The following is a 20,243-nucleotide window of genomic DNA, read 5'->3' as shown; positions in this document are numbered from 1 at the left end:
ACTTACAGTGCGGGCAGAAAAATAAAAGTAAAAACAACAATACGACATTTCATACCGACGTCATAATAGTCGGATAACGCTGATGCCAAGCTGAAAATTACTCTGATTTTTAAGAATTCTCACTAGGAATCGAGGCTGGTCAGGAGCACTTGCCGCAACAAAGCCACATCTAAAAATGTTGCTTTGTTGCAAATTATGCTCAACACTCGGCCAAAATGATGGAAGCGGACATGGCGTCGAAGAAAACAAGGCGGCACGATCTCATTCAGCAGGCCGTTCAGGAACAGGGCGGGGTGAGCGTCGGCGCGCTTGCCGAGATGTTTGGCGTCTCGATGCAGACCATCCGGCGCGATCTCGATATTCTGTGCGATGGCGAAAACCTGCACCGCTCGCATGGTCGGATCGAGCTTGCCGAGGGGCGCCGCAACACGCCCTTCGACCAGCGGGCGGGCACCAACCTCTTGGGCAAGCGCGCGATCGCGAGTGGGGCGGCGGCGCTCATACCCGATGGCGCGACGCTATTCATCTCGATCGGCTCCACCGCGCTGAGCGTGGCACGGGCGCTGCATCGGCGCAAGGAGCTGACCGTCGTCACCAACAATCTGAGCGTAGCGATGGCGCTGAGCGAGGAGATCTCGAACCGGATCATCGTGCCGGGCGGAGAGATCCGCCTGCCGGACCGTGATTTTGTGGGTGAGGAGGTGGTCGAGTTCTTTGCCCGCTACCGCGCGGACTATGCGATTTTCGGGACCGCCGGGATCGGGGCCGAGGGCGAGTTGCTGGAATTCCATCAGGCCGAGGTGCGCGCGACTTACCGGATGTGGCGCAACGCGCGGACATCCATCCTGGTCATAGATCGCAGCAAGTTCGGTCGCCTTGCCCCCGCCGTGGGCGGCACCATCACCCAGATCGACCACGTCATCTGCGACCGCCCGCCTGCCGAGGCGTTTTCCCATTTGGTCGAGCAACTGGGGGACCGGATCACCTTTGCAGAGGAGGCAGACTGATGCCGGACGCGTTCGTCGAGGTGCAGGATGTCGCCAAGCGCTGGAACGGGCAGCTTGGCGTCGAGCATGTCTCGCTGTCGATCCCGCGCGGGTCGTTCGTGGCGCTGCTGGGGCCGTCGGGATGCGGCAAGTCGACGACGCTGCGGCTGTTGTCCGGGCTGGAGCTGCCGGACGAGGGGCGGATTCTCATCGATGGCCGGGACGTGACCACTGCCGCCCCCTCGGAGCGCAATCTGTCGATGGTGTTTCAGTCCTACGCGCTCTTTCCGCATCTGAGCGTGGCCGAGAACGTGGTTTTCGGGCTCAAGGTGCGCAGGGTGAGGGCCGCTGAGCGGCGCGAGAAGCTGCACCGCGCGCTCGAGATCACCGGGCTTCTGGGCTATGAGGCGCGCAAGCCGGCTGAATTGTCGGGCGGACAGCGGCAGCGCGTAGCGCTGGCGCGCGCCATCGTCGCGAACCAGCCGCTCTGCCTGATGGACGAGCCGCTCAGCAATCTCGACGCCAAGCTGCGCGCCTCAGTGCGCAAGGATATCAAGAAGTTGCAAGTCGATCTGGGGATCACGGTGATTTACGTGACCCATGATCAGACCGAAGCCATGAGCATGGCCGACATGGTGGTGCTGATGAAGGACGGGCGCATTCAGCAGACCGGCGCGCCGGAGGATCTGTATTACCGCTCAGCCACTACGTTCGTGGCCGAATTCGTCGGCGCCCCGCCGATGGCGTTGATCGAGGGCGCGGCGGTCCCGGGCTACGAGGCGGCCAGCACCATCGGCCTGCGCGCCGAAAGCCTGCGCCTCGCAGAGCCGGGCAAGGGGCGGCTGAAATGCCGGGTTTCCGAATGTGAATTCCTCGGTTCCGAGACCTTTGTGGGGCTGACACATCCGAGGGCGAACGGGCTGACCATTTCGATGCCGGGATTGCGCAACATCCCGGCGGGCGAGGATCTCGAAATCGATTTTGCCGATGAAGACCTGCATTTCTTCGACGTGGAGGGAAACAGGCTACGGCATCCGAATGGCGTGACGGGGTGACCTTACGTCTGGAATACCGTGTTTAATTCAAGGGAGAAAACCATGAACACGATCAGGAAGATAAGTCTGGCAACCGCATTCACGGCACTGACCGCCGCACCGGTGGCCGCGGAAACCGAACTGACGATGTATTACCCGATTGCGGTGGGCGGTGCGCTGACCGAGGTGGTCGATGGTATCGTCGCCAAATTCGAGGAGGCTAACCCCGAGATCAAGGTCAACGCGATCTATTCGGGCAACTACGACGACACCCGCGTGCGCGCGTTGTCGGCCATCGCCTCAGGCGAGCCTGCGCAATTGGCGGTGATGTTCTCCATCGACGCCTATGACCTGATCGAGCAGGAACGCATCGTCGCCTTCGAGGATATCGAGGGCGTGGATGCGGCTTGGCTGAACAGTTTTTACCCCGCGCTGATGGCCAACAGCCGGATCGAGGGCAAGACATGGGGCGTCCCGTTCCAGCGTTCGACCATCGTGGCGTATTACAACAAGGACATGTTCCGTGCCGCCGGTCTCGACCCTGACGCGCCGCCCGCCACATGGGACGAGATGGTGAGCATGGGCAAGACGCTGACCGAGGGCGACACCTACGGTCTGATGATCCCCTCGACCGGGTATCCCTACTGGATGTTCCAGGCGCTGGCGATCCAGAACGGTAAGGAACTGATGTCCGGCGACGGGCTTGAGACCTATTTCGACGACCCGGCGGTTGTCGAGACGCTGGAATTCTGGAAGTCGCTCTCGACCGAGCATGGCATCATGCCCGAGGGCACGGTCGAATGGGGCACGCTGCGGCAGGCGTTTCTGGAAGGGCAGACCGCGATGATGTGGCATTCCACCGGCAACCTCACGGCGGTCAAGAACGGTGCCGAGTTTGACTTCGGCGTGGCCGAACTGCCCGCCCGGGAGCGGCCCGGCTCGCCCACCGGTGGCGGCAATTTCTATGTCTTCGAGGACACCACCGACGAGGAACGTGCCGCCGCGCTCAAGCTGATCAAGTTCATGACAGCACCCGAGCAGGCGGCTGAATGGTCGATCTCCACGGGTTACATGGGCGTGTCGCCCGCCGCCTATGAAACCGAGGCGCTGAAGGCCTACACGGAAGAGTTCCCGCCTGCATTGGTGGCGCGCAACCAGCTTGAGAACGCCGTCGCCGAGTTCTCGACCTTCGAGACGGCGCGCGTGCGTGACGGGCTCAACAACGCCATTCAGGCGGCTTTGACAGGCAGCAAATCGCCCGCCGATGCGCTGGCCGAGGCACAGGCCGCTGCCGAGCGGCTGTTGAAGGACTACCGGTAACACTAGACCGGTATTCCACTTCTCCGGCGTCGGGCACATGCCTGGCGCCGGTATTTGACTTCGCAGAAGGGCCAAGATGCCGACCCAAGTGAACATCGAGCGCCGCAGAAAGGCGATTTACGGCTGGCTCCTGCTGTCGCCCGCCGCGATCCTGTTGACGGCCTTTGCCTTTTACCCCTCGATGGCAACGCTCTGGACGTCCCTGTTCAGCCGTGGAACGCGGCGGCGTCCGACCGAGTTTGTTGGCACCGAGAACTACGCCGATCTCTTTGCCGATCCGACCTTCTGGAAGGTGGCGACGAACAATCTGATCTATGCCGGGACGACGATCCCGATTTCCATCGCGATCGCACTGGGCATGGCGCTCTGGGCCAATTCCAAGATCCCGGCGCGCGGTTTCGTGCGCACCGCCTATTTCACCCCGACCGTGCTGCCGATGATCGCCGCCGCCAATCTGTGGCTGTTCTTCTACACGCCGGGTCTGGGTGTTCTGGATCAGATCGGGGCGCTGTTCGGTTTGCCATCGGTCAACTGGCTGGGCCAGCCCGAGACGGCGCTCTGGGCGGTGATCATCGTGACGATCTGGAAAGAGGCCGGGTTCTTCATGATCTTCTACCTCGCGGCGCTTCAGACCATTCCCGAAGACCTCAAGGAAGCCGCCGATATCGAAGGGGCGAGCCGTTTCACCTATACCCGGCGCATCGTGCTGCCGCTCCTGATGCCGACTACGCTCTTCATCATGGTCAACGCGCTGATCAATTCGGTCAAGCTGATCGATCATCTCTTCATCCTCACCAAGGGCGGGCCGAACGACGCGTCGAAGCTGATCCTGTATTACATCTGGGAGATGGCGTTCGCCTTTTTCGACGCGCCGCAGGCGGCGGCGATGACGATCCTGATCCTGCTGGTGCTGGGCATCGTGGCGGGCGTCAAGTTCACCATCCTCGACAAGCGGACGCATTACCAATGAGCGGCCTTTCGAGACATATCGAGACCTTCGGCGCGCTGCTGCTGGCGGTGATCTGGATCTCGCCACTGGTCTTCGCGTTCTGGGCGGCGTTTCACACGACCTCGGACGCGGTGAATTTCAACATTGCGGCGCCCTGGACGCTGAAGAATTTCCGCACCGCCTGGGCCGGGGCACCGTGGCTGAAGTATTTCCTCAACACCTTTCTTTTGGTCACAGTCATCCTGATCGGGCAATTCATCGTCACCACGTTGGCGGGCTTTGCCTTTGCGCAGGTGCGGTTCCCGGGGCGGGATGTCGTGTTCCTGCTCGTCCTGATGCAGCTTTTTATCCTGCCCGAGGTGCTGATCGTCGAGATTTACGTGATGGTCTCGCGGCTGGGCCTGTTCGATACGATCCTCGGAGTGGGGATGCCCTACATGGCGTCGGCCTTCGGCATCTTCCTGATGAGGCAGGCGTTCAAAGGCGTGCCGATCGAGCTGCACGAGGCGGCGCGCGTGGAGGGCTGTGGCTGGTTCGGGATCCTGTGGCGGGTCTATGTGCCCCTCGCGCGGCCCACCTATCTGGCCTATGCGCTGGTCTCGGTCTCGACCCATTGGAACAATTTCCTGTGGCCGCTGATCGTCACCAATTCGCCCGAGACACGGCCGCTCACGGTGGGGCTGTCGATCTTTGCAGCACCCGAGAACGGCGTCGATATCAGCGTGATCTCGGCGGCGACGATCATGTCGGTGGCCCCCCTGCTGATCGCCTTTCTGGTATTTCAGCGGCAGTTCGTGCAGGCCTTTCTGCGCACTGGGATCAAGTGAACGTGGCGCGGTTGCTGCATATTTCGGATCTTCACGCGGTCGCGCGGGGGCAGCTTGTCTCCGGTCGGCTGGATACCGGGCATCTGCTGCATGAGGCCATCACGACGCTCTGCGCGCGGATGGATGCGATCGGCCCCGTCGACGCGGTGTTGGTGACCGGCGACATCAGCGATGATGGCAGCGCCGAGAGCTACGCCATCGCGCAGCGAGAGCTGGAGCGGCTGGGAGAGAGGCTGCTTGTGATCCCGGGCAACCATGACTGCCGCGAGACGCTGAGGCTGGCGTTTTCCGACCTGCCTGAAATCGCGCCGCGCGGATTGATCGACTGGGTGTCGGATATCGGCGACACCCGGATCGTCGGGCTTGATACGCTGATTGAGGGACAGGGTGGGGGCACCTTGCGCGATGAGAGCCGCGCGCTATTGTCCGAGGCGCTGACCGGGGCCGGGGGCTTGCAGGTCGTCGTGGCGTTGCATCACCCGCCGCTGCGGACCGGCATCCGCTTCATGGATGCGATCGGCCTGGCAAATCCCGACGCGCTGCGGGACGTTCTTGATCGGCACGGCGCACCGGTTCGTGTCTTGGCGGGGCATGTGCATGGTGTGTATCATGGTCTGCTGGGGCGGCATCCGGTCGTGACGGCCCCGGCCTGTTGCAGTGCCTTCGCGTTTGACCGGCGGGCGGATGCACCGGCAGGTTTCATGACCGGGCCCACCGGATGCGGCCTGATCGACACGGCCCCCGGCGGGGTCTGGACCGAACTGCCCTTCGAATATGATGAAGGTCCGTTCATCTTCTGAAATCGCGCTGATGCGCGCCGGCATCGGCAAACCCCTTGGAGCCTTATGGAAAGCACACCCGTTCTCTTTGTCGTCAACATGGCCGCAGCCGCGGCCCTGCTGATCTGGGCTGTCCGGCTGGTGCGCACGGGGTTTGAACGGGCGCTTGGCGCCAAGCTGCGGCTCTGGCTGCGCCGCTCGACCTCGAACCGCCTCGCGGCGGCGGGGTCGGGGGCGGCGACGGCAGTGCTGATGCAAAGCTCGACCGCCGTGGCGGTGCTGATGGCGGGGTTTGTCACGACCGGCGCGATTGGTAGCGTGGCGGGCCTTGCGATCATGCTTGGTGCCGATCTCGGCTCGGCGATCGTCGCCTTGGTGCTGAGTTCGCAGCTTGCCGTGGTTACGCCGGTTTTGCTGCTGGCGGGTGTCATGATCTTCTTGCGCAGTTCGGCCCGGCGGATGCGGCAGGTTGGGCGAATCCTGATCGGATTGTCCCTGGTTTTCCTGTCGCTTGACCTGATCCGCGAGGCGAGCCTTCCGCTGACTGGCATGTCGGGCGCTGAGGTCGCCATGCTCTATCTGGCTGAGGACGCGCTTCTGGCCTTCGTGATCGCCGCGCTCTTTGCGTGGCTGGTTCATTCCAGCGTGGCCGCCGTGCTGCTATTCGCGACGCTGGCGGCGGAGGGCGTCATGCCCGTGGACGTAGCGTTCGCGATGGTCCTCGGGGCCAATCTTGGCGGCTCGATCGTCGCCGTGGTGCTGACCCTCAATGCCGAAAGCGCGGTTCGTCGGGTTGTCTGGTGCAACCTGGTATTGCGCGGCGGCGGGGCTGGTGCCCTGTTGGTGTGGCTGGCGAACCATGACCTGCCGTTTGCCGGCCTGGACATGAATGCAGGGCATCAGGCGCTCTTTGTGCATCTGGCGTTCAATGTCGTGCTGCTTCTGGTCAGCCTGCCACTGGTCGGACCCTTCATGAAGATGGCCAGGATGATCGTGCCGGATGAGCCGCAGTTGCAGGCGGAGGGCGCGTCGCGCAGCGCGCTCGATCCGACGGTTCAGAACCAGCCGAAGCGCGCGTTTGGCTGCGCACAGCGGGAACTGGTGGAAATGGCGCATCGCATCGAGATCATGCTGCGCACCGGCATCGGTTTGTTCGAACGCTATGATGATGCCACGGCGAAAGCGCAGCGCGCCGAGGTGAAGGCCCTGAGCCAGATGTCGCTCGATATTCGCACATACCTTTCGCGTGTGCGCAGCCACGATCCGGACGAGGACACCAGCAATCGCGCCTTCGAGTTGTCGGGGATCGCGGTCAACCTCGAGGCGGGTGCGGATGTGATCGCGCGCAAGATGGTCGATCTCGCACGGGCCAAGGATGTAGAGAACCTGGAGTTCTCGCCCGAGGGGTGGCGCGAGCTATCGGATTTTCACGACGTGGTGTTGCGCAATGTGCAGCACGGGATCTCGGTGTTGATGTCGGAAGATATCGGCCTTGCGCGGGAATTGGTCGAGCAGAAGGAGCAGGTTCGCGATCTGGAGCAGAACCTGCAGCGCAGGCATCTCAAGCGGCTTCGCAAAGGTCTGGCCGAGACGTTCGAAACCAGTGCGATCCATCTCGATCTGCTGCGCGCACTGAAGATGTTGAACACCTCTTTCGCGATGATTGCCTATCCGGTGCTGGAAGATCGTGGAGAATTGCTCGAGAGCCGATTGGCATCGTCCTGAGCTTTGCCGGTTTCTTCGACGGGATGGCGTTCGGAAAGTCGAGGTTTTGCCTCCGTCCCCGCATCACGCGGTTGGTCGGATCTGCGCGGCCATGGCCATGAGGGGGTCCGGAGCGGATCAGTGCCTAGCCCAACCTGTCTTGAACCTCGTGTTCGTATTCTCCGACGCGCTGGACGTTATGCATGATCCGGCTGAGCCACCGTATCGCGTCGGTGGCCTGAAAGGTCTCCTGCACCGAATAGAGGCCTGCGTGCTCGCCCAGCAGAAGGCCGCGCCGGTGCCGGGTGAAGCGGTGCGAGACCGAAGCGGTCATGCGCGCCATGTGCGTGCCGATGGCGGCAAGCTCCAGCGTCCGGGTCGGCGAGAGGCAGGCGGCGAACCAACGGGCGGGTCGCCGTGTGACCAGATCATGTTTCAGAACGCGGGCGAACCCGCGATGTTCAGCCTGTTCGACCAGGCGCACGAGGTGGTCGACCTGGTGCATCAGCGCCGCGTAGGCGGCGGCTTCGGCGGGTTTGTCGTGTGGCACCGAGATCCGGGCCATGAAATCCTTCAGGTCCTCGAGCGCGAGGGTCACACGGGGGGTGAGTGATGACAGCCGCCGCACATCGCCTTGTGGTCCGAGGGCCAGCGCATAGGCCGCGAAAATTTCGCGCGCGGCCCAGGTCATGGCACCGTGCGCAGCCTGAATCGCCGCACCCTCGTCCGTCAGAAGGCGGCGGTCCAGTTCCGGGAGGGCGCGCGCGCCGAGGTCCGGCCGCAGCGATGACACCAGCGTGGCAAAACGGTCGGTGAGGGGAAGAAAGACGAGGGTGCCCAGAAGGTTGAACGCGGTGTGAAACAGCACGAGCGCGGTGTCCGCTCCGCTGCGGGCGGCCAGCGTTTCGAGCGGGCCGGTGATCAAAAGCAGCATGGGAAAGGCCAGCACCATGGTCCCGAGGTTGAACAATAGGTTCGCGATCGCGGTCTGTTGCATGGCGCGCGATCCGCCGATCGTGGCAATCAGCGCGGTCACGGTGGTGCCCAGGTTCATTCCGATGACCGCCGCTGCGGCCTGGATCAGCGGCAAGGCGCCGCCGCTCAGCAAGACCAGCACCACGGCGATGGCCGCCGAGGACGACTGCATCACCACCGTGATCGCGAAGCCAAGTGCGGCCATGGCCAGCATTCCGCCCAATCCCGGCCCTGGTGTGCGCTCGGGCGTGATCCAGGCGGCGGCGCCGGACATGCCCTCCTGCATCATGTCGAGCCCGATGAAGAGCAGGCAGAAGCCCGCCACGATCCGTCCGATCCGTGCCAGTCGCCCGTGCGACAGGAGGAGGGCGAGGCTCGCAAGGAACAAGAGCCCCATCGCCAGCGCGCCCAGCTTCAGCTTGAAGCCGACCAGAGAGACGATCCAGCCGGTCACGGTGGTGCCGATATTGGCCCCGTAGATCACCCCGAGCGCCTGCGGGAAACTCAGAAGCCCGGCCCCCACGAACCCCACGGTCATCACCGTGGTGGCCGAGGATGATTGGATCACCGCCGTGGTGAGCGCGCCGCTCACCACGCCCCGCAGCGGCGTAGTGGTGAACCGTGCGAGCAAGCGACGCAGGTTCGAGCCCGCCGCCTCGCGCAGCGCCTCGGTCATGATCTTCATGCCAAGAAGAAACAGGCCGATCCCGCCCAGTGCTGTCAGTGTTTCCGACATGTATCGTTAACCCCTTGCCACATAGAATGTGGCCGCCTCCGGCAGAATACGACCACAGGTCAGGAACATGGGCAGAACCGGAGACCGCGCGGGGGCGGCCGCCCGGCTCGTCATATCAGCCAGCGCACGAGCACCGGCACGATCAGGCTCGTGAGCAGGGCATTCAGCGCCATCGCGATGCCGGCATAGGCCCCGGCCGTCGGGTTGACCTGAAAGGCGCGCGCCGTTCCGATTCCGTGTGAGGCCAGGCCGACGGAGAACCCCCGCGCGCGCCAGTCCTTGATACGCAGCACGGTCATCAGCGGTGTCACGATCACCGCGCCGATGATCCCGGTCAGGATCACCAGCACCGCCGTCAGCGCCGGCAGGCCGCCAACCGCTTCGGATATGCCGAGTGCCACCGGCGCGGTCGTCGATTTAGGCGCGAGCGACAGGATCACGTCGGTCGAAAGACCAAACGCCTGCGCCAGCAGGATGGCCGAGCCTGCGGCCGTCACCGAGCCGGCCACGAGCGCCAGCAGGATCGGGGCGACGGATGTGCGGATGGTCTCACGGTTGTCCCAGAGCGGCAGCGCGAGAGCGATCGTCGCGGGGCCGAGCAGGAAGTGAATGAACTGCGCGCCTTCGAAATAGGTCGCATACTCTGTCTTCGTGACCCAGAGCACCGGTGCGATGATGAGGACCGAGAGGATCACCGGGTTGGCGAGCGGATGGTTGTGCAGCCGTCGGGCTATCGCATCCGCGGCGAGGTAGGCGAGGATGGTCGCGGTCAGCCACAAGAGAGGGGTTGTGGAAAGATAACTCCAGAGATTGGCCACGCCGGTCATTTCGCTGGTCCCTCGGTCAGGCGGCGCACGGCGATGAACGTGCCGACGGAGGCCAGCATCGCCAGAAGCGTCGACAGCACCAGAACGACGAGGAGCGCGAACCAATCCTCGGACAGCACATCAAGATTGCCGATTACGCCGACGCCCGCTGGCACGAAGAGCAGCGACAGGTTGGCGAGGATGACTGAGATGGTGGGGCGCAGGTCCCCAGCCAGGGCGGGCCTGAGACGCAGGATGACGATGAGAAGGGCAAGCCCGAGGACAGGGCCGGGGATCGAGAGACCGATGCCCCGGACGGTGACTTCTCCGATAAGTTGGCAGGCCAGAAGCAGCCCGAGTGTTGGAAGCATGGCAATTTACCTCTTCAGGAGAGAACGCCTGCCCTTTATGACATCTTGGTCCTGAGCCTGCACTCCTATCTCGCAGCCGAGGATGGCCGCCCAGCCCGGGGCGTCACGCGATGCAGGCAACTCCTGCGTTCGCGTTAACTTCCACCGACCACGGTCAGGCCAAGCAGACGCCAGACCTGCATGCCGCCGTGGTAGTATGAGATCCGCTCGGCCGGGTAAAGCACTGCGTCGTGAGGGCATGACATTCCAATACGAAATGAACGGCAGTTGGTCAGACCGCTTGCATCCTGAAAAGGTGAAGCTTGATGCGTGAATTTTGTTGCAATGGTCGTTACGACGCGCAATCATAGATAGAGCAGTAATCAACAATAACATGTGAGGGGCAGCATGTTCGCGACTTTGATTTTAAATGCTTACCAACAAGTTCAAGGTTTGATTGTCGAGACGTATACGGATGGCCAAGTCGCCATATCTGTAGGCGACAAAGTCTTCAAAGGCTGGCCGGTTTCCAGCCCCCGAAGCGCGGCTCTGTATGACAGAAAGCCGGAGCTGGGGCACGCCTGACCATTGGGAGTGGCTTATCGGCAGTATCCGTGTTGCGGCAGGCGACGGCTCTCCTGCGTTTCAAACTGTCGATACTTTCCACCGGAATAACGAGCACAGTCTAGCGCCTGCCCCGCTTGAATGGCAAGCGCGCCGATATCCGCATCTGAAGACGTGTAGCAAGTGCCGACCCAGCGGTCATAAGTCTTGTCTCCAGTCAACCAGCACTTCACCGGCTCACGCAGGATCAGCTTCTGCATCCAACGCTTTGCGGCCTGTCCGCCGCGCTCATCGAGTTCTGGGCCATCAACGCCGTTGAGCCGCACCGGCAGGTTACTGACTTCGATCGTGTCGACATCGCGGACGTGAGTGACGCGCCCCTCGACCCATTGACCTGCCATGGCGCTAAGCCCTGAAACGGTCAGCGCAACCACAAGAAAGATCATGGATCGCAAAGTTATCGAAGCGGTCATTCGCCCGGGTTCCTGTTGTGCCAACGTATGCCTCAAATTCGCTTTCACCGAGCCTTTCGGAATTGGCGAAGCATTACCTAAGACTGCTAATGCCCGTTGGGCGGTAACTCAACTATGACTTTTATCGAAATCAAGGATTCAACAGTCTGTTTCGATTTATGAATCTATTTGCGGTGGTGCTGAGCGTGGAGCGCATCTGCAATCTCTATCACGAAGGCTTGTCGCCTGAGCCGCCCACGGCTGTCACTGGCGCGGGTTAGGCGGCACAACTCGGCGCGGCATAGGCTTCAAGGCACAGGAATACCCCGCAATCCGCTGCTTGCCTCAATAAAGAGCCAGTGATTCGGCGGAATGTAGGTAAAGAGGCCATAAGCTATTATCTGCAGGCCCAGGAGTCCAAGACCAGCGCGTATGAAAGCGCGACGCTGAAATGCGCCGCCGATCAGCAAAAAACCAGACAGGGCCTGTCCAATCACGATGGCAAAAACGAATGTGCCGATGTCTAGCGCGAGGAGGTTGTGGCCCAGGATTGTTACATAGGTTGTAAAGACCGCGACGATCAGAACCGCCGTGAGAAGCAATCCAGGCGCCTTAGCCGCCAGCACTTCACGTCGGCGCAGCCCGGCTGAGAGTGGTGCAGCGCCGACCCAGAACAGCCCCGGCCAGAAGGCGAGCTTCAGATGCTCCCAGATCGACTCATTGACCGCAGCGATCAGTGCAAGAGGCGGCCATCCCCCCGCAAGCTCGAACAGGAAATGCATCGCCGAACCGACCGCTACCATGAAGGCCGCGCCACCGAGCTCGAAAATGAGAATGCTGCGGGTCCGGCTGCTCATGTCCCGGCTTCTAGTGCAAATCTAGCAAATTGTGGAACCAAAGATCGAAACGACCCGAAAACTCCGCAGTATGATGCTTTCGTTTTTCTCATCCCGCCACGCTTCCCCAAGCAACTGCTTTCTATAAAGCAAGCAAGCAGCGCGTGCTGCGTCACAAATGAGAGAAACAGAGATGACCAAGAAACCGCATCAGGACACACGTCTCGCGAAATACGTCGAACGTCGCATTCTGGAACTGAAGTCGCGCAAGACGCACGCCGAAATCGCCGCACAGGCAGGGTTCGTGAATCCGAACATGATCACGATGATCAAGCAGGGAAAGTCCAAGGCAGCCCTTGATCGCATCCCGGCACTCGCACGCGCCTTGGAATGTGATCCGGCCTATCTGATGCGTCTCTCCCTGGAGCAATCGGTTGGGCGGACGGCGGCGGCGGCGGTGATCGAGATATTCGGGTCTCCGGTCACCGCGAACGAGCTGGGCTGGATCGAAGCGATCCGTGCCGCCTCCGGCAACAGCGATCCGCGCCTGACCAGCCGCGCGCAGGCCGCTATCAACGCGATCTTCGGAAGGTGAGCGAGATGAAACATATGGAAGAGCTCACCGTGAATGAGCGCGACTGGCTCGTTTTCCTGCGGATGATCAGCCTGGATCTTGATCCGGCACCGACCTTACGGCGCGTGCAGTTGTTGCGGCGTGTCTGTGAGGCCAGAAAGGCGTAGGAAAGAGAAGTGCACAGCTCCCGGACGAGTAACTCGACAATCGGGACACACCAATTACCGGGCCAGTCCTCCTGATGTAATAGTCGCGACCGGCCCATTCCGGAGCTTCACACGACATGCCAACACCGCGGCGCGGCATTTCAAAAGCGGTCGTGGGCGACTGCGCGCAGCATCGGTCATCTCGCGGAGGTATGCTATGCGGGACATAGCTGTCATCGGGGCGCTTTGCGGCTAAGGTCCGGTGAGAGCCCCTTTTGACCGACGTCAGTGCGTCACATGCCACATCTGCATGCGACCACTTCCAGCCCCGGAACGGTCATGGCGCGAGACGGCGGGGCTGATAAGAGCGGATCTTCGCAGTGCGTGTGACGAATGACCGATGTGCGGCCAAACTGGTCTGATGCTGGCGCGGCAAATCTTTTGGTTATTTGTCCCACCCAGCCCTTGCACTGGAGGCATGGCGATTGCGACATCGCGGCAAACTTCGCCGAACGGGCCGTTCAAGCACCCACCTGACCCCTGAATTTGGTCCGGCCATTCGACAAGCCGTCAATGACCTTGAAACTTGGTCCGACCCCACCGGTCGCAGAGCCGATGCATGACGATCCACGTGTCGCCCCTGACATAACGATGGGTGGAAACATTGATTTCAATATGTATACTCCCCCTCCAACGACCAACTGACGCAAAACCAAATGGGAGGTCTAACCATGAGAAAACTATCTGCCACACTTATGTCGGCCGCGCTCTGGGCGACCGTCGCGACGGGCGCATCGGCGCAGGAACCGGTCAAGATCGGCATGATGCAGGGCTTTACGGGCCCGACCGAGTCGCTTGTCAAACCGATGGCGCTTGGCGGCGAAATGGCGATCAAGGAGGTGTCGGACAGCGGCATTTTCCTCGGTGGCCGCGAGGTGGTCACGGTCCGAGGCGATAGCACCTGCATCGACGCGGCCGCTGCCACGGCCGCGGCCGAGCGCCTGATAACATCCGAGGGCGTTCAAGGCATCAACGGGGCAACCTGCTCGGGTGCCACGACGGCGGTTCTCAACAACGTCGTGCGCGCGAACGGCATCGTCATGATCTCGCCGTCGGCAACCTCGCCGGCGTTGTCGACGATCGAAGACGGTGGCTATTTCTTCCGCACGGCCCCCTCGGACGCGCGTCAGGGCCAGATCATCGCCGACATCCTTGAGCGTCGCGGCATCTCTTCGGCCGCGCTGACCTACACCAACAACGACTACGGCAAGGGTCTTGCCGATGCGATTCAGGCGGCCTTCGAGGACGCTGGCGGCGAGATCACCGTCGTCGCGGCGCATGAGGACGGCAAGGCCGACTATTCGGCCGAGGTCGGCACGCTGGCGTCGGCCGGTGGCGAAGTGCTGATCGTGGCCGGGTATCTCGACCAGGGCGGCAAGGGCATGATCCAGGCCTCGCTCGATACCGGCGCCTTCGGCAAGTTCGTGCTGCCGGACGGCATGGTCGGCGAGGCGCTGACCAATCACTTCGGCGAGGCGCTGGACGGCTCCATCGGCACCAATCCGGGCACCGACAGCCCGGGCGCCTCGATGTTGGCCGAGCTTGCGGAAGGCAAGGATTTCAAGGGCGACGACCCCTATGTGCCCGAGGCCTACGACGCCTCGGCGATCATGCTGCTCGCAATGCAGGCGGCCGAGTCGACCGACAGCGCGGTCTACAAGGACAAGGTGTTCGACGTCGCCAACGCCCCGGGCGAGAAGATCTATCCCGGCGAGCTTGCAAAGGGCCTGAAGATCTTGGCTGACGGCGGCGAGATCGACTATGTCGGCGGCACCGCGCTGGAGCTGATCGAGCCGGGCGAGTCCTCGGGCAGCTTCCGCGAGACGGAAGTCAAGGGCGGCAAGTTCGAAACGGTGATGTACCACTGAGGGCGTCGCCGGACGACGGCCTACCGTCTCGGGAACGGTCCAGGGATCTCGATCCTTGGCCGTTCCTTGTTTACCGGCAACCAGGATTGATTGAATGATAACGGTCGAAAACGTCGCCAAGAATTTCGGCGGCATCCGCGCGGTCGATGGCGTCTCGCTGTCGATCGAGAAGGGCTCGATCACTGGACTGATCGGCCCCAACGGTGCCGGGAAGACGACGCTGTTCAACATCGTCGCGGGCGTCTTTCCGCCGTCCTCCGGCACCATTTATCTGGATGGCGAGGACGTGACCGGCCTCGAGCCGCACGCGCTTTTCCACAAGGGCCTGCTGCGCACCTTCCAGATCGCGCACGAGTTCTCGACGCTGACTGTGTTGGAAAATTTGCTGGTCGTTCCCGGCGATCAGCCGGGCGAGCAACTGCGCCACAGCTGGTTCAATTTTGGCCAAGTGAAAGCGGTCGAGGCGAAGAACCTTGAGCGGGCGCTGGAGGTGGTCGATTTTCTCGAGATCGACCACCTGAAGGACGAGCTTGCGGGCAATCTCTCAGGTGGCCAGAAGAAGCTGCTGGAACTGGGCCGCACCATGATGGTGGACGCCAAGATCGTCTTTCTCGACGAGGTCGGCGCCGGGGTGAACCGCACGCTTTTGAACACCATCGCCACGTCGATCAAGCGCCTCAACGAGGAGCGCGGCTACACCTTCTGCCTGATCGAGCACGATATGGATTTCATTGCGCGCCTGTGCGACCCCGTCATCGTCATGGCCGATGGCAAGCTGCTCACCCAAGGCACCATCGAGGAGGTCAAGAACAACGAAGAGGTCATCGAGGCCTATCTCGGCACCGGCCGCAAGCAGCAGCGGAAGGCACCGGCATGAGTTTCCTGAGCGCGACCGGCATGACCTGCGGATATGGCGCTGCCGATATCATCCACGACTGCACCATCACCGTGGAGAAAGGCGAGATAGCTGTTGTCGTCGGCCCGAACGGTGCTGGAAAATCGACGGCGATGAAGGCTGTCTTCGGCATGCTCGACCTGCGCGAGGGTGCGGTCACGCTGAACGGCAAGGACATTAGCAAACTTGCCCCGCAGGACCGGGTGCCGCAGGGGATGGCCTTCGTGCCGCAGAACCGCAACGTCTTTGTCTCGCTGACCGTGGAAGAGAACCTCGAAATGGGGGCCTTCATCCGCGAGGACAACGAGATCGAGGACACCAAGGATCAGGTCTTCGGCCTGTTCCCGATCCTGGCCGAGAAACGCAACCAGCCAGCGGGCGAGCTGTCCGGCGGGCAGCGCCAGCAGGTGGCCGTCGGACGCGCGCTGATGACGCGCCCGGATCTGTTGATGCTGGACGAGCCAACGGCCGGGGTTTCGCCAATCGTGATGGATGAGCTGTTCGACAAGATCCTGGAGATCGCCAAGACCGGCGTCGCCATCCTGATGGTCGAGCAGAACGCGCGTCAGGCGCTGGAGATCGCCGATCATGGCTTCGTCATGGTTCAGGGCCGCAACCGATTTACCGACACGGGCGAAGCGCTTCTTGCCAACGAAGAAGTGCGCCGGTCCTTTCTGGGGGGTTGAATGGAGATCCTTAACGCACTTGCACTGTTTGCCAACTTCGTCGTCGTTCCGGCGACGGCCTATGGCGCGCAGCTTGCCCTGGGGGCGCTCGGCGTCACCATCATCTTCGGGATTCTGAAATTCGCCAACTTCTCGCACGGCGAGCTGATGTCGTTTGGCACCATGATCACGATCCTCGTGACATGGTTCCTTCAGGACATGGGGGTCAGCATCGCGCCCTTCCCGACCGCGCTCCTGGCCCTGCCGGTGGGCGTGCTGGCGGCGATCGGCGTCGCGCTGCTCACGGACCGCATGGTCTTTCGTTTCTACCGACGGCAGCGCTCCAACCCGATCGTCTTCGCCATCGTCTCGGTCGGCGTCATGTTCGTGCTGGCAGGGCTGATCCGTATCATCATCGGCCCGGCCGACCAGAGCTTCGCCGACGGCCAGCGCTTCATCATCGGCGCGTTTGCGTCGCGTGACCTGCTCGGCCTCGACGAGGGCATCGCCATCAAGCAGAGCCAGGTGATCACCGTCGTCGTCGCCCTCGTCGTCGTCGTCTGGCTGTTCTGGTTCTTGCAGAAGACACGCTCCGGCAAGGCGATGCGTGCCTATTCGGACGACGAGGATCTGGCGCTCCTGTGCGGCATAAACCCTGAGCGCGTGGTCATGATCGCCTGGATCATCGCCGCCTCGCTAGCCGCCATCGCCGGGACGCTCTACGGCCTCGACAAGACCTACAAGCCGTTCATCTTTCTGCAGATTCTGCTGCCGATCTTCGCCGCGACCATTCTCGGCGGCATCGGTCAGCCGGTGGGCGCGATCCTTGGGGCCTTCATTGTCGCCTTCTCCGAGGTGATGGTGACCTACGCCTACAAGAAGTTCCTGGCCTATCTCGGCCCGGCGGACTGGGCACCGGACGGGCTCGTCCAGCTGCTGTCCACGGACTACAAGTTCGCGGTCTCCTTCATCATCCTTGTCGCGGTCCTGTTGATCAGACCGACAGGCATCATCCGCGGGAAAGTGATATGACGCAGAGGGTTGCGCTCCTATACGGCCTCATGGGCCTGGTGCTGATCATGGTCGGCCTCTATCAGAGCTGGAACGTCGCCTTCGGCATCTTCAATCTCTGCGTCATCTCCGCAGTGATGGCACTGGGCGTCAACATGCAGTGGGGCTATGCGGGCCTCTTCAATGTCGGCGTCATGGGCTTCACGGCACTGGGCGGGCTGACGGCGGTGCTGGTCTCCATGCCACCCGTAACCGAGGCCTGGGCCGTGGCCGGCGGCGACATCGCGCTATCGGTCCTGAGCCTCGCTGCCACGGTGGCCGCGATCATCTTCGCGCGGCGCACGGTGCCTCGGGCGCTCAGGCTACCGGTGACGCTGGTGCTGCTGGTGGCCGGCTATTTCGTCATCGGGTATTTCTTCGGTCCCGCGACCGACGCGATCGAGGCGATCGACCCCGCGCTGAGCGGCTATCTCGGCGGTGCTGGCTTGCCGGTGGTGTTGGCCTGGCCGATTGGCGGCCTTGTCGCGGCCGGGGCGGGCTGGTTCATCGGGCGCATCGCGCTGGGGCTGCGCGCCGACTACCTGGCGATCGCCACGCTTGGCATCGCCGAGATCATCATCGCCGTCATCAAGTACGAGGAGTGGCTGTCGCGTGGTGTGAAAAACGTCACCGGCATTCCGCGCCCTGTTCCCTACGAGATTAATCTTGTTGAGCAGGACTGGTTCATCGGGCTGGCCAATTTCTTCGGTGCCGCGGATATCGCGGATGCCGCCGGCCTCTTCGTCAAGCTGTGCTACGCGGCGCTGTTCATCACCGTTCTGGCGATCATCATGTGGTTCGCGGAACGCGCGCTGCGCTCGCCCTGGGGGCGGATGATGCGCGCCATCCGCGACAACCGAGACGCCGCCGCCGCCATGGGCAAGAACGTCAAGGCGCGTCACTTGCAGACCTTCGTCCTTGGCTGCTTCACCTGCGGCGTTGCGGGCGCCATGCTGACCACGCTCGAGGGTCAGCTCACGCCGACCAGCTACATCCCGCTGCGGTTCACCTTCCTCGTTTGGGTGATGGTGATCCTCGGCGGTTCCGGGAACAACTGGGGTGCGGTTCTGGGCGGTTTCATCATCTGGTTCCTGTGGGTGCAGGCCGAGCCCTTTGGCAACTGGTTCATGGCGACGGTAACCTGGCCGCTTGGCGAAGACTCCGACCTGGCGCAGCACCTGGTCGGCGGGGCGGCTTACATGCGCTACCTGATGATGGGCACGATCCTGCTCGTCGTGATGCGGTTCGCGCCAAAAGGCTTGATACCGGAACGGTAGTGGCGGAACGTCGACAGGCTGTCTCTTATAGCCGCGCCGCGTCTTGGTTTCGCCGAGAAGCGCATCCGGGGTGCCACCCACTTTGGTCAGATAAGTGGAGCGCCGGGGCTGCAACCGTTCGGGAGAACATGATTTCGCAGATGCGTCAGGCGGCTTTGTCCGCGACCCGGCCGTCGTCGGTGAAAACTTGCTGCGGCTTGCCTGAATTGCAGCTTATCTCGCCGCGGCTTAGCGCCAATTTTTCAGCGTTGCCGTGGCAATTTCTCTGCGAGCGCGCGCGGCGAGGATTTGACGTTTCCGGGTTGGGCTCAGAACCGGCATTCGCTCGGTCTGAATTGAAAGGAGGCTTTCGGAACATAGTCGAAACTTTAAAAAGGTCACTATTCGTGCTGATCGGGTGTAGCGAGCGTTCGATCCCGGATCCTTCTACTCCTTCAGGAGTAGCCGGTCTTGGGGCTCGCCGTTATCAAGCAGGGAAAAAGACTTTCTTGCCATTTCGCGGTCCCACAGGGCCGAAATATGTTCTTTCGCCTCGTTGATCTCAGCCGCGACACCGTCAAGACCCATCGCGGACAGGCGCGGTCTGAGCTCGTCGACGTCTTGCCCACTCACGACAATGGCGGCCTGGGGGCAGTGCCTGTGCAGCGCCTCCACAAGACCGGAAAGCCTTTCGAGCGAGTGCCGCCCGCCAATGGATAGCCCGACGATGCAGCGCGGCAGTTTCTTGATCTCGGCGACCAGTTCCGCTTCGCTCAAGCCGATCTTGAGCGCGATCTCCCATCCGTCATCACGAAACAGATCCGCGGCCATACGGATGCCAAGCGTATGGTGTTCGCCCGGGACCGAGGCAAAGACAACAGTCAGATCCTGCCTGTTCGAGCCGGGATGCGCGGTGATGGTGATCTTCCGCAGCAATTCGAAAATGCGCCCGGTCGCTGCGGTCACGTCGGTGAAACTCACCCGGTCCTCGGTCCACCAATCCCCAAGCATGCGCGCGGCAGCGGCAAGGTATTTGAGATAGATCACCTCCGTCGTGGTATCTTTCGCGAGGCTGGATATGATCTCCTCCGCCGATGCCGCGCCGTCTTTCGACAGCAGCGCCATGCAGAGCTCCTCAACCTCCTCTGCGGAGGGCGCGTGCGGCAGCGCATCGGCGTCCTTTTCCCGATAGGCGATGCGGCGGACGACCTCATGGGCGAGACCGGCCAGCAGGTGCAAAGGCGGTTTGCCGTTGATATGCGCTGCGTCGCACGGGACCGAGTCATCATTCCCGGAACCCGCGTAGATCAGTAGTGGTGCTGCGGTATACAAACGTTCCCCTCCCGACATCCATATTGCCTCGAGGATCGGCATTCCTTACCTACGACGGCCCAAGGCCAGACTAATCGAG

The 20,243-nt window shown here is 62.2% G+C and carries 20 protein-coding genes; 14 read left to right on the top strand and 6 right to left on the bottom strand.

The window, feature by feature from the left end:
• The first annotated feature begins 230 nt into the window (after positions 1–230).
• From BMX04_RS04060 to BMX04_RS04030, 7 genes are all read left to right on the top strand, one after another.
• A complete protein-coding gene (locus BMX04_RS04060) occupies positions 231–1,007 on the top strand; it encodes a DeoR/GlpR family DNA-binding transcription regulator (RefSeq protein ID WP_074785120.1) in 777 nt (258 codons plus the stop codon).
• A complete protein-coding gene (locus BMX04_RS04055) occupies positions 1,007–2,041 on the top strand; it encodes an ABC transporter ATP-binding protein (RefSeq protein WP_074785119.1) in 1,035 nt (344 codons plus the stop codon). Before BMX04_RS04060 ends, BMX04_RS04055 begins: the two co-directional genes overlap by 1 nt.
• 42 nt (positions 2,042–2,083) lie before the next feature.
• A complete protein-coding gene (locus BMX04_RS04050) occupies positions 2,084–3,340 on the top strand; it encodes an ABC transporter substrate-binding protein (RefSeq protein ID WP_074785118.1) in 1,257 nt (418 codons plus the stop codon).
• A 76-nt stretch (positions 3,341–3,416) separates the two neighbouring features.
• A complete protein-coding gene (locus BMX04_RS04045; RefSeq protein WP_074785117.1) occupies positions 3,417–4,310 on the top strand; it encodes a carbohydrate ABC transporter permease in 894 nt (297 codons plus the stop codon).
• Positions 4,307–5,116, top strand: a complete 810-nt coding sequence (locus BMX04_RS04040; protein WP_074785116.1) for a carbohydrate ABC transporter permease — start codon at positions 4,307–4,309, stop codon at positions 5,114–5,116. Before BMX04_RS04045 ends, BMX04_RS04040 begins: the two co-directional genes overlap by 4 nt.
• Before the next feature lie 2 nt (positions 5,117–5,118).
• Positions 5,119–5,916: a phosphodiesterase gene (locus BMX04_RS04035; RefSeq protein WP_074785215.1), complete on the top strand. Its 798-nt coding sequence runs from the start codon at positions 5,119–5,121 to the stop codon at positions 5,914–5,916.
• A gap of 45 nt (positions 5,917–5,961) precedes the next feature.
• The gene (locus BMX04_RS04030; protein ID WP_074785115.1) at positions 5,962–7,620 is read left to right on the top strand and encodes a Na/Pi cotransporter family protein; all 1,659 of its coding nucleotides are present in this window, start codon (positions 5,962–5,964) and stop codon (positions 7,618–7,620) included.
• Positions 7,621–7,744: 124 nt separating this feature from the next.
• On the opposite strand, the gene BMX04_RS04025 is transcribed toward BMX04_RS04030, so the two are convergent.
• The 5 genes from BMX04_RS04025 to BMX04_RS04005 form a co-directional block, all read right to left on the bottom strand.
• On the bottom strand, positions 7,745–9,310 hold the full coding sequence (locus BMX04_RS04025) for a Na/Pi cotransporter family protein (protein ID WP_074785114.1): 1,566 nt from the start codon (positions 9,308–9,310) through the stop codon (positions 7,745–7,747).
• Between the two features lie 110 nt (positions 9,311–9,420).
• Positions 9,421–10,137 (bottom strand): LrgB family protein, encoded by a 717-nt coding sequence (locus BMX04_RS04020; protein WP_074785113.1) that lies wholly within the window; start codon positions 10,135–10,137, stop codon positions 9,421–9,423.
• Entirely contained in the window at positions 10,134–10,487 is a 354-nt protein-coding gene (locus BMX04_RS04015) for a CidA/LrgA family protein (RefSeq protein WP_074785112.1), read from the bottom strand. The genes BMX04_RS04020 and BMX04_RS04015 overlap by 4 nt, the downstream gene beginning before the upstream one ends.
• A 578-nt stretch (positions 10,488–11,065) precedes the next feature.
• The gene (locus BMX04_RS04010; protein WP_074785214.1) at positions 11,066–11,476 is read right to left on the bottom strand and encodes a thermonuclease family protein; all 411 of its coding nucleotides are present in this window, start codon (positions 11,474–11,476) and stop codon (positions 11,066–11,068) included.
• A gap of 314 nt (positions 11,477–11,790) precedes the next feature.
• A complete protein-coding gene (locus tag BMX04_RS04005; RefSeq protein WP_074785111.1) occupies positions 11,791–12,339 on the bottom strand; it encodes a DUF6512 family protein in 549 nt (182 codons plus the stop codon).
• Between the two features lie 172 nt (positions 12,340–12,511).
• Here BMX04_RS04005 and BMX04_RS04000 point away from each other — a divergent pair, with 172 nt between their 5' ends.
• From BMX04_RS04000 to BMX04_RS03975, 7 genes are all read left to right on the top strand, one after another.
• Positions 12,512–12,913 carry a helix-turn-helix domain-containing protein gene (locus tag BMX04_RS04000; protein WP_074785110.1) on the top strand — a complete coding sequence of 134 codons (402 nt, stop codon included), beginning with the start codon at positions 12,512–12,514 and terminating at the stop codon, positions 12,911–12,913.
• Between the two features lie 5 nt (positions 12,914–12,918).
• Positions 12,919–13,059 (top strand): hypothetical protein, encoded by a 141-nt coding sequence (locus BMX04_RS19330; protein ID WP_175477321.1) that lies wholly within the window; start codon positions 12,919–12,921, stop codon positions 13,057–13,059.
• Between the two features lie 734 nt (positions 13,060–13,793).
• Positions 13,794–14,966 (top strand): ABC transporter substrate-binding protein, encoded by a 1,173-nt coding sequence (locus BMX04_RS03995; RefSeq protein WP_420876397.1) that lies wholly within the window; start codon positions 13,794–13,796, stop codon positions 14,964–14,966.
• Between the two features lie 94 nt (positions 14,967–15,060).
• Positions 15,061–15,843: an ABC transporter ATP-binding protein gene (locus tag BMX04_RS03990; protein WP_074785108.1), complete on the top strand. Its 783-nt coding sequence runs from the start codon at positions 15,061–15,063 to the stop codon at positions 15,841–15,843.
• Entirely contained in the window at positions 15,840–16,547 is a 708-nt protein-coding gene (locus BMX04_RS03985) for an ABC transporter ATP-binding protein (RefSeq protein ID WP_074785107.1), read from the top strand. Before BMX04_RS03990 ends, BMX04_RS03985 begins: the two co-directional genes overlap by 4 nt.
• Positions 16,548–17,558, top strand: coding sequence for a branched-chain amino acid ABC transporter permease (locus BMX04_RS03980; protein ID WP_074785106.1), 1,011 nt, complete (start codon positions 16,548–16,550; stop codon positions 17,556–17,558).
• On the top strand, positions 17,555–18,853 hold the full coding sequence (locus tag BMX04_RS03975) for a branched-chain amino acid ABC transporter permease (protein ID WP_074785105.1): 1,299 nt from the start codon (positions 17,555–17,557) through the stop codon (positions 18,851–18,853). The genes BMX04_RS03980 and BMX04_RS03975 overlap by 4 nt, the downstream gene beginning before the upstream one ends.
• Positions 18,854–19,279: 426 nt before the next feature.
• Here BMX04_RS03975 and BMX04_RS03970 read toward each other — a convergent pair whose 3' ends face one another.
• A complete protein-coding gene (locus BMX04_RS03970; RefSeq protein WP_074785104.1) occupies positions 19,280–20,206 on the bottom strand; it encodes a cobalamin B12-binding domain-containing protein in 927 nt (308 codons plus the stop codon).
• Positions 20,207–20,243: the final 37 nt, after the last annotated feature.

Origin of the sequence: Roseovarius tolerans (genome assembly GCF_900109855.1) — a bacterium.
Classification (GTDB): Bacteria; Pseudomonadota; Alphaproteobacteria; order Rhodobacterales; family Rhodobacteraceae; genus Roseovarius; species Roseovarius tolerans.
The sequence above is the reverse complement of the archived record's forward strand: the minus strand, read 5'-3'. Positions and strand labels throughout refer to the sequence as shown.